Below are 12,529 nucleotides of genomic sequence, written 5' to 3'. Positions count from 1 at the left end.
TTCGCAGCTGTGGGGGTGCCGGAAGGGGCCCCCCCCCTCCCTGTCTTTCGGGGGGGAGGACGCAGGGGTCGGGTGTTACCCTCCTCGCACCCCCCCCCCCCCCCGGCCGTGGCGGGCTGCCGCGGTGCCGCCGCGTCAGCGGATGGTCACCGTCCCGGTGCTCGTCACCGACCTGGTCGTGTACCCGGCCCGTGAGCCGGTCACCGTGACCGTCAGGTGCTTGCCGCGGGCCCGCGCCGGGATCACGAACCGGTTGCTCGTCCGGGTCGAGATGGTCGCCCCGTCCGCCTTCCACACGTACTTCACCGACGACGGCGCCGGCGACCACGTCCCGCGGCTCACCGTGAGCGTCGACCCGACCCGCTTGGTCCCCGTGATCGTGGGCCGCGGCGCGGTGAAGGTCCCTGCGGCGACCGTCGAGGTCGCGGAGCTGGCGACCGACCTCGTCGTGTACCCCGTGCGCGTGCCGATAACCGTGACGGTCAGCCGCTTCCCCTTCGCCGAAGCCGGCACCACGAACGTGCTCGACGTCCGCGTGGAGATGGTCGTTCCGTTCGCCTTCCACACGTACTTCACGGACGACGGAGTGGGCGACCACGTCCCGCGGGTCGCCGTCAGCGTCGCGCCGACCTTCGCCGTGCCCTTGATCGTGGGCTTCGGGGCAGTGAACGTCCCGGGGGCGACGGCGGATGTGGGGGCGCTGGTCGCCGACGACTCGTAGTACTGCTTGAGGCCAGTGACCGTGACGGTGACCTTCTTGCCCGCCGCCGAGGCGGGGACGGTGAAGGTGCTCGACGTCGCGCCGGCAACCGCGACGCCGGCGACCTTCCATGCGTAGCGGAAGCTGCTGGGTGTCGGCGACCAGATGCCGGTGGCGGCGGTCAGCTTCGCGCCGACCTGCGGTGTTCCAATGATCGTCGGAGTGGCCGTTGTGAACGTTGCAGGCTTGACGGTGACCGTCCGCTTGAGCTGGGAGTCGAGGAAGCCGCCGTCTGCTCGGAACTTCAGGACCATCGGATAGGTGCCGGGAACCAGCTCGTCCTCGTCGCCCGTCCTGATCCAGCCATGACCAGTTCCGTCGAGCTGCGCGCTGTATCCGAATGCGAACACCGCCCGGTCGTCGAGGTAGAGCCTGGCGACTCCGGCCGGAACGAGCGAGTCGGACCGCACGTCGACCCCGATCAAGTCAGGCATCTGTCCGTAGTGCCACGACAACGGGAGGTTGCTCTCGATACGCGTTGCAGGCGGGGCAAGGACGACGATCTCTCCGCTCCACGATGGCGAGTCGGCCTCGCCCCAGCCTTCATGGGTGAACCGGGCTGTGTACGTCCCCGGCTCGAGAGAGAGGTCGTGCAGGCACGCCGTGATCCGCGTGCCTTCCTGATTGGGTTGGTACCAGTCATAGGACTGTCCCGGATCACCGTCCACGCTGATGGTGGTCTGGTGTTCCGACTCCCGCCAGAGGGGTGATCCGTCCTCCGTGTCGAGTGTGAAGCAGAGCGTGTCCTCGGAGCCCTGGCGCCAGGTCCTCGGACCCGAGGTGGTCAGTGCGACCGGGCTGGGTTCGACGAAGTCGAAGGTGTTCTCGATGGTGGTCGTGGCGTAGGGCGACCCGGAAAAGGTCACAGCCACGTCGTGGCTTCCGACCTGCGCGTGGTCGCGGGGCATGAGGTAGATGTCCGTAGAGGAGGGCCACAGGCTTTCTGCCTCGAGCGCGCGCTCTTGCCCGTCGGGAGTCCGCACAGTGGTCTCTGCCAGACCGGTGATCGGGGTCCCGTCTCCGAGTGTTGCGGCGACATTGACTCGGAGGTGATCCGTGACGCGCAACGGACGGTCGGCAGGCAGCATCGGCAGGACGGACACCTCCACCGGGATGGGGTCGCCCACCATGATCGCCCAGTGCTGACCGTAATCCCCTTGGCCGGTGACCGCTGAGAAGACAGCGCGCTCGGCGGGAACCACGGGTGGGGCCGCGTCTTTGCCACTGAGCCCCCAGCTGAGAATTGTTCCGTCGTCCAGGGCTGCGGCTCCCCGGCCATATCGGATTGCGGCGAGCGAGACGATCGATCGTCCGGTCGGCGCGACCGCGACGAGCCCGTTCTCCGACGAGATGATCCGGCCATCCGCTGTGGCGGCGACAGCCTCGACCTGACCCATGTCGACGCCGATGAAGCGCGTGTCCGCGGGTGGTTCGAACACGGTCGCTCGGGGCTCGTCGTTCTCGACCCGGCAGTACACGAACGCCCCATCGCCGCGCAGCGCGACCCAGCGGCTGCCCGAGTCGCGCGCGGAGATAGCCGTGTAGCGCAATCCGGGGCCTGGATCGCTGGCGTCGGGGCACATCACTTCCGGCGTCCCTGAGGGCTCAAGCACACCGTCCGACCGCAGCGCGAGTCCAGGGGCGATCGCCGTATACCTCAAGCCTTCGGGAGGCGTCGTGACAACTCGGCTGTTCAGGTCCACCACCACGCCGTCGGACCTGAGCACATGCTCTTCCCCGGTCCCACCCGTCGATATCGCCGTGTACTTCGTGTTCGGCGGGGCCTGTAGATGATGCGTGACGCTGTCTGTGTCGTGGTAACGGCGCCAATCGACATTTCCGTCACTCCGGAGCACCAGAACGGTGAACGAGTCGGAGGTGAGGGCCGTCGCGAACACCCCGGGCGGAAGAGCTGGCGGCGCGTTGGTGCCACCGAGGTCACCCCAGCGGACCACCTGCCCGCCGTTCGTACTGGGCGTTCCCTCCTGCACGAAGGTGGGGTCCAGGGAGTCGGTGGCCGTCTCGACCACCGCGCCTGCACTGCCCACCTGTGCTCCATGGGTTGGCGTCGCACCGGCGGTCGTCACCGTAAGACCGAGCACCACGCCCGAGGCCACCAGCGACGCACAGGCCCGCCGGGCTGAGGGAAGGATTCGCCGAAAGTTTGAGGTCGGCATCAAGCGCTCCAGGAAAGAGGCGCATGATCCATGCGCGGAACGACAAGTCGCGTGACTGTATCCGCCGCGCAGCCGTGTTTGCCCCGAAATAAGGGGAGTCCCGCCCATCTTCACCCGATGACGTTCGGGCGCCTCAGGCCGGCGCCAAGATCTCCAACCGCCCCGGCAGCCTCACGCCCGAACCCCGCCCCGGCGGGTACCGCCCGTCCGCCCCCGGCGTCACCGACCCCAGAACGCTCGGGTGCCGCGCCCCGGTCGCCCCCGGCAGCACGCCGGGCAGGCCGCGCCAGGTGTGCCAGCCGAGCACCGCGAACGCCAGCGCCTCCTTGGCCTGGCTCGGCACGCCCAGCTCGTCCGAGGTGCGGACGGCGACCCCGGGCAGCTCGGACCGGAGCGCCCCCATGAGCACCGGGTTGCGGGTGCCGCCGCCCGAGGCGACGACCTCGGTGGCGGTGTCCCGCACGGCGTCGGCCACGGTGCGGGCCGTGAGCGCCACGAGCGTGGCGAGCAGGTCCTCCGCCGTCGGCTCCGTGGGTCCGAGGCGGTCCAGGAGATAGGAGAGGTGGAACAGCTCCTTGCCCGTCGACTTCGGGGCCGGTCGTGCGTAGTAGGGCTCGTCGAGCAGCCGCTCCAGAAGAAGAGGGAGCACACGGCCCCGGGCGGCGAGGGCGCCGTCCGCGTCGAAGGCGAGGCGTCCGCCCGTGACGTGGCGGGTCGCGGCGTCGAGCAGCGCGCAGGCCGGGCCTGTGTCGAAGGCGACCGGCGCCGCACCGGACAACAATGTCACGTTCGCGATGCCGCCCAGGTTCAGCGCGACGGCGCCGGGGCGGCCGGCGAGCCACAGCGCGTCGAACAGGCCGACCAACGGGGCACCCTGCCCGCCGGCGGCGACGTCGCGCGTGCGCAGGCCCGAGACGACGGGGAGCCCGGTCGCCTCGGCGATCCACGCGGGTTCGCCTATCTGCAGCGTGCCCCGAACCGCGCCGCCCGCGGGCGCCCAGTGGAAGAGCGTCTGGCCGTGGGAGACCACGAGGTCGGCTCGCCCGCCGCAGAGCTCGGCAACGGCACGGGTCGCGACGTCGGCGAAGGCCTGTCCGACGCCGGTGTCGAGCCGGCACAGCGTCTCCGCGGTGGTGGCGGCCGGGGGCAGGGCCGCCATCAGCTCGGACCGGAGGGCCGCCGGGTACGGGGCGGAGAGGTGCCCGAGGGGCGTGAGCGTCAGCGTGTCGCCGGCGAGCCGGAGGTCGCAGGCCGCGGCGTCGACCCCGTCATGGGACGTGCCGGACATCAGGCCGACCACGCGCAGTGAGAACTGCGGATCCGCCGGTGAAATGTGCGCCGCGGGTATGGGATTCACCATCACGGCGACGCCTCCGGTCGTGTTTGCACCAGTGTTAGCCCTTACTCCCCGTTTGCGTCACAATCTCCCACATGCTTGACGTCTCGATCGCCCCTGCTCCGGCGCCGGACGCGCCGTTCGAGGACCACGTCGAATGGGCGCGTAACGCCCCTGCGACTCCTGCTACGCCCGCGGCGCTGTTCACGGGTGGTCTCGACAACGCTCCCGTCGACGACCGTCTCACGATCGACTCGCCGGAGTGGGACTACCCCACGCTGGCCCGCGAGATCGTGCTCAAGTCCCGAGGTGCCGTGCTCGACATCGGCACCGGTGACGGCGACTTCTTCGCGGGCCTCGGCCCGCTCCCCAAGGGTTCGGCCGCCACGGAGCTCGGCCCGGCCTTCCTCGCCGCCCGACGGCGCCTGGAGCCGCTCGGCATCGACGTGCGCCGCGTGGAGCCGTCCTGGACGGGCGACGTGCTGCTGCCCTTCTTCGACGGTCAGTACAGCGCGGTGCTCAGCCGGTTCAGCACCATCGACCCCGACGAGGTGGGCCGCGTGCTGGAGCCGGGCGGCACGTTCCTCACCGAGCAGGTGGACACGCGCGACGGCTTCGTCCTCAACCAGGCGCTGCGGGTGCCGCTGGGCTGGGACCCGGACGGCGTGACGATCGACGTGATCTCCGACGGCCTCGTCGCCTCCGGCCTCGAGATCGTCGAGGCCACGGAGTACGCGGGGACACGCACGTTCAAGGACCTCTCCTCCGTGCTCTGGTACCTGCGGGTCGCGGCCTGGCAGGTGCCCGACCTGGCCGACCTCACCCCGGCCGCCGTCGCCCGCCACGAGGCGGCGCTGCGCGGGCTGCACATGCACTTCGCGACGGGCAACGTGCTCGTGGACGAGGCGCCGCGGATCCTGGTCACGGCGCGCCGCCCGTTCTGAGGCCGCCCGTTCTGGGAACGTCGGGGCCCGTCGAGACACATGTCTCGACGGGCCCTGCTGCCGCCAAAGAATTCACGGCGGGTGAATCCAGGGGTGAACTTCGACGGTTTTAAGCCGATTCCCGCTAAATGTTGCTTCCGGCAGCATTCGCGGCACGTTACGTTCGCGAAGCCCGGGACCGACGGCGGTCCCCGGTGCCCCGTCCTGTCACGGATCGCGAAGGACCCCCCATGAAGCAGAAGCTCTTCGGCGACGCCCACCCCGCGCTCGCCGCCCCCACCCCGAGAACGGCCCGGCGCTGGCGCGCCGGCGCATCGCTCGCCACGCTCGCCCTGGTCGCCGGGCCGTTCGCCGCTGTGCCGGCGTCCGCCGCGGAGGCCGACGCGCCCGTCTTCACCGGAACCCTCGCGGTGAACGGTGCGGCGGCGGTCGGCTCCACGATCGCCCTCGACCAGACCGGCGGCACCTGGGCACCCGAGCCCGAGTCCCTCGCCTACGCGTGGTACCTCAGCTCGGACGCCGTCCTGGACGGCGCGGACACCCTCGTCGAGGGGGCCGGCGACCCGACGCTCGACGTCCTGCCCGCCTACCTCGACCAGTACCTGATCGGCACCGTCGCGGCGACCGCGGGCGGCCTGACGAGCGCCCCTGTCTCGGCAGCCTCCGGCGTCGTGACCCTCGGCGACCTCGCCGCCGGTACCCCGACGGTCTCCGGCACGGTCAAGGTCGCGTCGAAGCTCACTGCCAAGCCCGGCACGTGGCCCGAGGGCACCTCCCTCGCCTACCAGTGGAAGATCAGCGGCACCACGGTCGCCACCACGACGACGTTCACGCCGCAGGCCGCGCACGCGGGCAAGACCCTGCGCCTCGTCGTGACCGGCACGAAGGCCGGCTACGCCCCGAAGACCGCCTACAGCGCGTTCTCGACAGTGGCGAAGGCCAGCTTCGTCACCACGACGCCGAAGATCAACGGCACGGTCAAGGTCGGCGGCCTGGTCGGTGCCACGACCGGCCACTTCTCCCCGACGGCCACGCTGAAGTACCAGTGGAAGGCGAACGGCGCGTCGATCTCCGGCGCCACCGGCCGCACCTACACGATCCCCAGCCGCCTGCACGGTGACAAGCTCACCGTCACGGTGACCGGCTCCAAGGCGGGCTACACGACGAAGAGCCTGACGTCGGCCGCCGCCGTCGTCTCCAAGCCCTTCACCCGGACGTCCGCGCCGACGATCAGCGGCACCGTCCGCGTGGGCCAGACCCTCACCGCGAACCGCGGCACCTGGTCGCCCACCCCGTCGGTGGTCACCTACCAGTGGCGCGCCAACGGCACGCCGATCGCCGGTGCGACGAGCCGCACCTACAAGCTCACCACCAAGGAGCACGGCAAGAAGATCTCGGTCGAGATCGTCGGCCGCAAGTACGCCTACCTGCCGGCCAAGCGCCTCAGCTCGGCGACCGTCACCGTGAAGTGGCCCGTCGGCATCAGCACGCCGAACGTCACCACGCAGCCGACGCGCTACGTGGACACGACGGTCGGCAAGACCGTGACGCTCAAGGTGTCGGCCACGGGTGGCGGCCTCAAGTACCAGTGGCAGCGCTGGACCCCGGCGAGCGGCACCTGGACCAACATCGGGTCGAACAGCTCGACGTACCGGTTCACCGCCGCGCCCGCGCACGAGCTCAACCAGTTCCGCGTGGTCGTGTCGAACATGGCCGGCAAGGACACCAGCAACCGGACCTACCTGTGGGTCCGTTCCTCGCTGTCGTCGCCGTTCGCGGCCTACCAGTGGTTCAGCCTGTGGAACTACAACGCCGTGATCGGCGAGTCCCTCGTGTACGACGGCTACCTGGCGGCCCCCGTCGCCATCTGCGCCGCGCCGGGCTACTACGGCACCGGTGACCTGTCCGTGCAGTTCATCGGCAGCAACGGGCACGTCTACCCCGGTGCCGGCCAGGAGCAGCCCGACCACATCTCCTGGGGCGTCCCGCTCGACAGTGACGGGTGCGGCGAGTTCGGTGCGTACACCGAGGCTCCGCGGTCCGTCTGGGTGGGTGGCCGCTGGCGCATCACCGACCGGTCGGACGGCCAGGTCTACCACCAGTACGTGAAGTACGACAGCTACGAGGGGACGCTGTCCGCTCGGACGCTCGCCGGCTCGGGTGCCGGTGTGTCCCAGGTCGGCGGCCTGAAGGGCTCCTCCCCCGTCGTCGGGCCCCGCGCCTCGCTCACGGACTGACGACACCCAGGAGGCCTGACACGGCCTCCGCCATCGCTTCCGGCGGCACGTCCGCCCCGTGACCGGGAACGGTCACGCGGCGTGCCGCCGGGAGCACGGCCACCAGCGAGCCCGCCGCCGCAGCGACGGCGGCGGCGCTCGCGGCGCCGTGGACCACGAGCACCGGCTGGGTGATCAGGTCCCAGCGGCACATCAGGGCGCGTCGCCCCAGGGCGACGCCCGCGAGGACGCGACCGTCATAGGCGATGGTCGGCGCCATCGACTCGAGGTCCGCCCACGACGCCGACGCCCGCATCCGCGGCACCAGTCGGCACGGCATGCCCACCACGTCGAGGAACAGCTCGACGGCGCTGCCCGGGTCGCCCGCCTCCACGCACGCCTCCACCCCCGCGATCATCCGAGGATCGGCGGGCGACGCGCCGCTGGCCACGTCGTAGCCGGGCTCGAAGCAGAGCACCCCGGTGACCACGGAGCCGAGGTCGGCGGCCGCGCGCAGCGCCAGGAACGCCCCCGTGGAGATGCCCAGCAGCACGGCCGGGCCCGTGACCTGCAACAACGCCGCGATGTCATCAACCTCCCGATCCACGCTGTACGGCGGGGTGTCGCCGCTCCCGCCGCGCCCGCGCCGGTCGTACCGCAGAGTGGTCACCCGGTCGCCCAGCTCCGACGCCACGGCGAGCGTCACGGGCATCCGGTGGGCGAGGACGCCGTCGATCACGACGACCGCCGGCGCCAGGCCGCGGGCCGGGCCGGTGAGGTCGAAGGCGATCCGCGTGCCGTCGGCCGACGTCGTGAGCGCGTCGACGGTGGTGATGGTCATGCAGGGCAGACGGGCCGGTCCCCCGAAAGTCGTCGCTCGGCCTTGTGCCCGGGGCTACGAATTTCGCCGCGAGGAAAATGCCTGTGCATGCGTCGCCGGGCGGCGTAGGTTCTGTGGCACATGAGAAGGGAGGTGATCCGAGAAGTGATTTCACATCGGACCCATGAGGTGGTCGCGCGCTAGTCGCGTGACGCTGTAAGCGTTTCGCGCCGACGGCGGTGGGGTGGCTCAGCACGGGGCCGCTCCGACTGCTCAGGCGCAACGGGACATTGGTGGCGATTTCCTCGCGACCACCGGAGCCCGCGGGTGCCGCGCCCTCGTCCAGCACGGCTGACACATGTCGCCCCGCGGGCTTTCCCGTGCCCGGACACATCCGGGAGAGAGCCGCGCGAGAGAATGTGCGCGTGACTGCCTACCGCGTGATGACCGTCTGCACCGGCAACATCTGCAGGTCCCCGATGGCCGAGATCGTCCTGCGCGACCGCTTCGAGGCCGCCGGCCTGGGCGACGCCGTGGTGGTCGACTCGACCGGCGTGAGCGACGAGGAGCACGGCAACCCGGTGGACCGGCGCGCTCGCGCCGTCCTCGCCGAGCACGGCTACCCCACCGGTGACGGCCACCGGGCTCGCCAGGTGACCAGGGACGACGTCGGCTCGCGGGACCTGGTCCTCGCGATGACCACGCGTCACGCGCAGGCCCTGCGGAACCTCGCGGGCCGCGCGCAGGCCGACACGACGATCCGGATGTACCGGTCGTTCGACCCCGCCGCGGAGGGCCTGTCCGAGCAGCAGCTCGACATCGCCGACCCCTGGTACGGGGGTCCCGAGGACTTCGAGGAGTGCCTCGCCGAGATCGAGGCCGCGGCAGACGGTGTCGTCGACTACGTCCGGACGGAGCTGGGTGTGCCCTCGGGCGCCTGATCCATATTTCACCCCGTCCCGACCGGCTCGTCGGCGGTCCGCCGTTTACGGTGTGGGAATGACGCCCGCGTCGCCGGACCGGCTGATCGTCCTCACCGGGGCCGACGGCCGGCTGGGTTCCAGGCTCGCCTTCCGTGTCGCCGCGGCGGGCGGTCACCAGCGCCTGCTGGTCGCCGGCAGGGGCGCCGCGCCCCGGTTGCCCGACGGCGCCCCGCTGCCCGAGACGGAGGTCGTCGCGATCCCGACGGAGGCGGACGCCAGGGCGCTGACCAGCGGTTTCGCCGATGCGGACGCCGTGTTCCTCGTGCCGGGCCGCGAGCGTCCCGGCCGGCTCGCCCGGCACCGCGCGGCGATCGACGCCGCGGTGCTCGCGGGCGTGCGGCACGTGGTCTACGTGTCGTCGATCGGTGCAGCGCCGGACGCGATCGCGTCCGGCGCCCGCGACGACTGGCTCACCGAGGAGTACCTGCGGGGCACCGACCTCACGTGGACGATGCTGCGCACCAGCATGTTCCACCGCACCCCCACCTTCGCCGTGCACGACGAGTCGTCCGGCTCCGGGCAGCAGGCGCTGCTCCGCGCGCCGGCCGGCCACGGCCGGGTCGCCACCGTCTCGCACGACGACGTGGCCGACGTCGCCACCGCGGTCCTCCTCGACGAGGACCCGGGCCGGCACGCGGGCCGGGCCTACCACCTGACCGGCCCCGAGGCGCTGACCTTCGACGAGATCGCGGCGACACTGTCGGCGGCCGTCGGCCGCACCATCCGGTACGTGCCCCAGACCGTGGAGCAGGCGCGTGCCCAGTTCTACCGGTCGACCGCCACCGAGGTGGAGGACTGGATCACCCGGTGCCAGGCGATCGAGGCAGGAGTGCTCGCGAACGTGAGCCCCGACGTCGGGCACCTGGCGGGGCGTGCGGCGCGCTCGTTCGAGGTCTGGCTCGACGACTACCCGGCGGAGTGGGCGCACCTCCGGTTACCGTCGGTCAGATGACGAGCCTCTCCCCCGGTCTGGACGACGGGCCGGCACCGGAGCCGGCCTGGGAGCCCGACGTGCTGCCGGGCTTCGAACGCCTGACCCTGCCGCTGGAGCCCGACGAGGACGAGCCCGAGGTGGTGGCCACCCTGGTGCGCCGCGCCCTGCCGGGCGACACCGAGCACCACCGGGGGATTCTGCGGGTCGGTGCGGACAACCCACAGGTGGCGCGCCTCTGGGACGAGCTGTCGGAGCTCGGACGGCGGCTGCGCCTGCCCGGCGCCGGACGGCAGCACACGAACGGGGAACCGGCCGCGACCGCCGCCGCACCACCCGACGCCGGCGTCGACGTGCTCTACGTGCACGGCTGGCTCGACTACTTCTTCCAGACCCACCTCGCCGACTTCTGGGAGTCACTCGGCGTGCGGTTCCACGCGCTCGACCTACGGCGCTACGGGCGCAGCCTGCGCGAGGGCCAGACCCCGGGGTACGTCCGCAGCCTCACCACCTACGACGAGGAGATCGAGGCGGCGCTCGCGGCCATGGGCCACGGCGTCGACGACCGCCCCGACCGCAAGCTCGTGCTCATGGGGCACTCCACGGGCGGGCTCATCCTCAGCCTGTGGACGGCGAGTCACCAGGAACGCGTCACGGGGCTCGTGCTGAACGGACCGTGGCTGGAGTTCCAGACCCGCGAGGCGGGGCGCAAGCTCATGGAGCCCGGCATCCGGGTGCAGTCCGTGCTCGTGCCCCGCAGCCAGCTCGTCAACCTGGACCGCGGCCTCTACGCCCGCGCGATCTCGTCGCGGTTCGACGGTGAGTGGGACTACGACGTCGCCTGGCGGCCCGACGCCGGCTGGCGCGCCACCCCCGCCTGGCTGGCCGCGATCTTCCGCGGGCAGGATCAGGTCGCACGCGGCCTGGGCATCGACGTGCCGGTCCTCGTGCTGCTCAGCGCACGAAGCAGCATCCCGACGCGGTGGACCGAGGAGATGCGCCACACCGACTCGGTGCTGGACGTGGTCGGGATCGCCCGCCGCGTGCCCGACGTCGGCTCCCTCACCACCCTGGTCCGCATCGACGGCGGCCTGCACGACGCGACCCTGTCGGCGGCGCCCGCACGCGAGCAGGTCTGGCGCGAGACGGCGCGGTGGTTCCGCGGTTACGTGCTCGCACCGGCCGACGGTCCGGCGCCCCGCGCCTGATCCTGGCGGGCCCTGGCAAAGAACGGGTCCTGGTGCGATCCTGGAAAAGAGGTGCCCACACCGACGTCGGGCACGAGGGGCGATGCGCCATGACAACGCACCAGGAGACTCACCCGCGGGCTCGTCGAAGCGGGCCGTTCCTCGCGCGCGGCGAGATCGTCGTCGGGGTGGTCGCGCTCATCCTCGGGATGCTGATCTCGCAGGGTGCCGCCGAGGGCGTGACGATCGTGGGCTGTCTGACGATGGCGGTGGGAGCGGTGTCCAGCCGGTTCGGCGCGCACCGGGGCCGCATGGCCATCGCGGCCGGTCTGGGGTTCGCGCTCGGATCGGTGCCCTACTGGCTGATGACCGCCGTGGTCATCGTGACTGCCTACGGGTTCTGACCCGCAGTCACCAGAACTTCCACCACGGCCGGCCTTCCGGCGTCCGCCCCGTACGAGCCGCGGCCGGTGCGGGCGCCGACGCCGCGGCACGACGCGCGGCCCGCCGCTCCCGCCACCTGCGCACCTGCTCGTCCACGTCGCGGGTGGGCGTGACGATGGGCGGGCCGCCCTGGAGCTGACGCCGGGCGTCCACGACGCGCGCGTTGAACTCCGACACGATCTCGCGGACGCGCTCCTCCATGGCCTCGAGGTCGAGCCTGGCGTCGAGCTCGGCGTCGTCCTTGCGGAGCTGGGCCGACGGCAGGACGCCGGTGATGTTCTCGCGCTCGATCAGGCCCTTGACCCACCAGTCGGGGTCGTGCTTGCCGCCGATGCCCGGGATCGGCTTGCCGTGCAAGGGCAGGTTGTCGAACTCGCCGCGGCGCATCGCCTGGTCGATCACCACGTCGACGTAGCGCGAGCGCTCCTCGACGGACATGCTGCCGGGTCGCTTGCCCTCGGACTCGTTGGCATCGCCCTCGCCGGCGTCGCCGTCGTCAGGCGTGGGGGACCCGGGCTGCTCCGCGCGCTCGGCCGCTGCCTCCCGGCCCACGCGGTACTGCGCGGCTCGGCGGAGGGGGTCGTTGTCTGCGTCCTCGCGCGGTCCCGGCGCCATGGCAAGCATGTTACAACTTTCACAAGCGGCCCGAAAGGGCATGATGACCGGATGCGTCGCGTGGTCGTCTCCGAGGACCAGGCAACCTCTGCGCCCGCTCGCCCGTGGTGGGCGGT

The 12,529-nt window shown here is 71.6% G+C and carries 10 protein-coding genes; 6 read left to right on the top strand and 4 right to left on the bottom strand.

Annotated features, from left to right (window positions below; translation table 11 throughout):
- Positions 1 to 135 precede the first annotated feature (135 nt).
- Together ACFV9Q_RS13125 and ACFV9Q_RS13120 are read right to left on the bottom strand one after the other, a co-directional pair.
- Positions 136 to 2,808: a hypothetical protein gene (locus ACFV9Q_RS13125; RefSeq protein ID WP_377234777.1), complete on the bottom strand. Its 2,673-nt coding sequence runs from the start codon at positions 2,806 to 2,808 to the stop codon at positions 136 to 138.
- A gap of 262 nt (positions 2,809 to 3,070) precedes the next feature.
- On the bottom strand, positions 3,071 to 4,297 hold the full coding sequence (locus tag ACFV9Q_RS13120; protein WP_377234776.1) for an anhydro-N-acetylmuramic acid kinase: 1,227 nt from the start codon (positions 4,295 to 4,297) through the stop codon (positions 3,071 to 3,073).
- A gap of 71 nt (positions 4,298 to 4,368) precedes the next feature.
- Between ACFV9Q_RS13120 and ACFV9Q_RS13115 the strand changes: the two genes are divergently transcribed.
- Positions 4,369 to 5,217: a class I SAM-dependent methyltransferase gene (locus ACFV9Q_RS13115; protein WP_377234775.1), complete on the top strand. Its 849-nt coding sequence runs from the start codon at positions 4,369 to 4,371 to the stop codon at positions 5,215 to 5,217.
- A 230-nt stretch (positions 5,218 to 5,447) separates the two neighbouring features.
- Positions 5,448 to 7,454, top strand: coding sequence for a hypothetical protein (locus ACFV9Q_RS13110; protein ID WP_377234774.1), 2,007 nt, complete (start codon positions 5,448 to 5,450; stop codon positions 7,452 to 7,454).
- Here the strand turns inward: ACFV9Q_RS13110 and ACFV9Q_RS13105 are convergent.
- Positions 7,444 to 8,274 (bottom strand): alpha/beta fold hydrolase, encoded by an 831-nt coding sequence (locus tag ACFV9Q_RS13105; RefSeq protein ID WP_377234773.1) that lies wholly within the window; start codon positions 8,272 to 8,274, stop codon positions 7,444 to 7,446. The two genes, ACFV9Q_RS13110 and ACFV9Q_RS13105, sit on opposite strands and share 11 nt — an antisense overlap.
- A 422-nt stretch (positions 8,275 to 8,696) precedes the next feature.
- On the opposite strand from ACFV9Q_RS13105, the gene ACFV9Q_RS13100 reads away from it, so the two are divergent.
- The 4 genes from ACFV9Q_RS13100 (at position 8,697) to ACFV9Q_RS13085 (ending at position 11,758) form a co-directional block, all read left to right on the top strand.
- A complete protein-coding gene (locus tag ACFV9Q_RS13100; protein ID WP_377234953.1) occupies positions 8,697 to 9,194 on the top strand; it encodes a low molecular weight protein-tyrosine-phosphatase in 498 nt (165 codons plus the stop codon).
- 58 nt (positions 9,195 to 9,252) lie between these two features.
- Complete coding sequence (locus ACFV9Q_RS13095; protein ID WP_377234772.1) at positions 9,253 to 10,188, top strand: NAD(P)H-binding protein; 936 nt, start codon at positions 9,253 to 9,255, stop codon at positions 10,186 to 10,188.
- Positions 10,185 to 11,375 carry an alpha/beta hydrolase gene (locus tag ACFV9Q_RS13090; RefSeq protein WP_377234771.1) on the top strand — a complete coding sequence of 397 codons (1,191 nt, stop codon included), beginning with the start codon at positions 10,185 to 10,187 and terminating at the stop codon, positions 11,373 to 11,375. The genes ACFV9Q_RS13095 and ACFV9Q_RS13090 overlap by 4 nt, the downstream gene beginning before the upstream one ends.
- Positions 11,376 to 11,464: 89 nt before the next feature.
- A complete protein-coding gene (locus tag ACFV9Q_RS13085; protein ID WP_377230278.1) occupies positions 11,465 to 11,758 on the top strand; it encodes a hypothetical protein in 294 nt (97 codons plus the stop codon).
- Positions 11,759 to 11,765: 7 nt separating this feature from the next.
- Here the strand turns inward: ACFV9Q_RS13085 and ACFV9Q_RS13080 are convergent, their stop codons facing one another.
- The gene (locus ACFV9Q_RS13080; RefSeq protein ID WP_377234770.1) at positions 11,766 to 12,413 is read right to left on the bottom strand and encodes a DUF1992 domain-containing protein; all 648 of its coding nucleotides are present in this window, start codon (positions 12,411 to 12,413) and stop codon (positions 11,766 to 11,768) included.
- Positions 12,414 to 12,529 lie beyond the last annotated feature (116 nt).

The organism is Promicromonospora sp. NPDC059942, assembly GCF_042731755.1.
Classification (GTDB): Bacteria; Actinomycetota; Actinomycetes; order Actinomycetales; family Cellulomonadaceae; genus Promicromonospora.
This window is presented reverse-complemented; position numbering and strand designations above follow the sequence as displayed.

Bases quoted from the DNA above. Each gene is read 5' to 3' on its own strand.
- ACFV9Q_RS13120 (WP_377234776.1), bottom strand. From the start codon at position 4,297: ATGGTGAATCCCATACCCGCGGCGCACATTTCACCGGCGGATCCGCAG.
- ACFV9Q_RS13115 (WP_377234775.1), top strand. From the start codon at position 4,369: ATGCTTGACGTCTCGATCGCCCCTGCTCCGGCGCCGGACGCGCCGTTC.
- ACFV9Q_RS13110 (WP_377234774.1), top strand. From the start codon at position 5,448: ATGAAGCAGAAGCTCTTCGGCGACGCCCACCCCGCGCTCGCCGCCCCC.
- ACFV9Q_RS13105 (WP_377234773.1), bottom strand. From the start codon at position 8,274: ATGACCATCACCACCGTCGACGCGCTCACGACGTCGGCCGACGGCACG.
- ACFV9Q_RS13100 (WP_377234953.1), top strand. From the start codon at position 8,697: ATGACCGTCTGCACCGGCAACATCTGCAGGTCCCCGATGGCCGAGATC.
- ACFV9Q_RS13095 (WP_377234772.1), top strand. From the start codon at position 9,253: ATGACGCCCGCGTCGCCGGACCGGCTGATCGTCCTCACCGGGGCCGAC.
- ACFV9Q_RS13090 (WP_377234771.1), top strand. From the start codon at position 10,185: ATGACGAGCCTCTCCCCCGGTCTGGACGACGGGCCGGCACCGGAGCCG.
- ACFV9Q_RS13085 (WP_377230278.1), top strand. From the start codon at position 11,465: ATGACAACGCACCAGGAGACTCACCCGCGGGCTCGTCGAAGCGGGCCG.
- ACFV9Q_RS13080 (WP_377234770.1), bottom strand. From the start codon at position 12,413: ATGGCGCCGGGACCGCGCGAGGACGCAGACAACGACCCCCTCCGCCGA.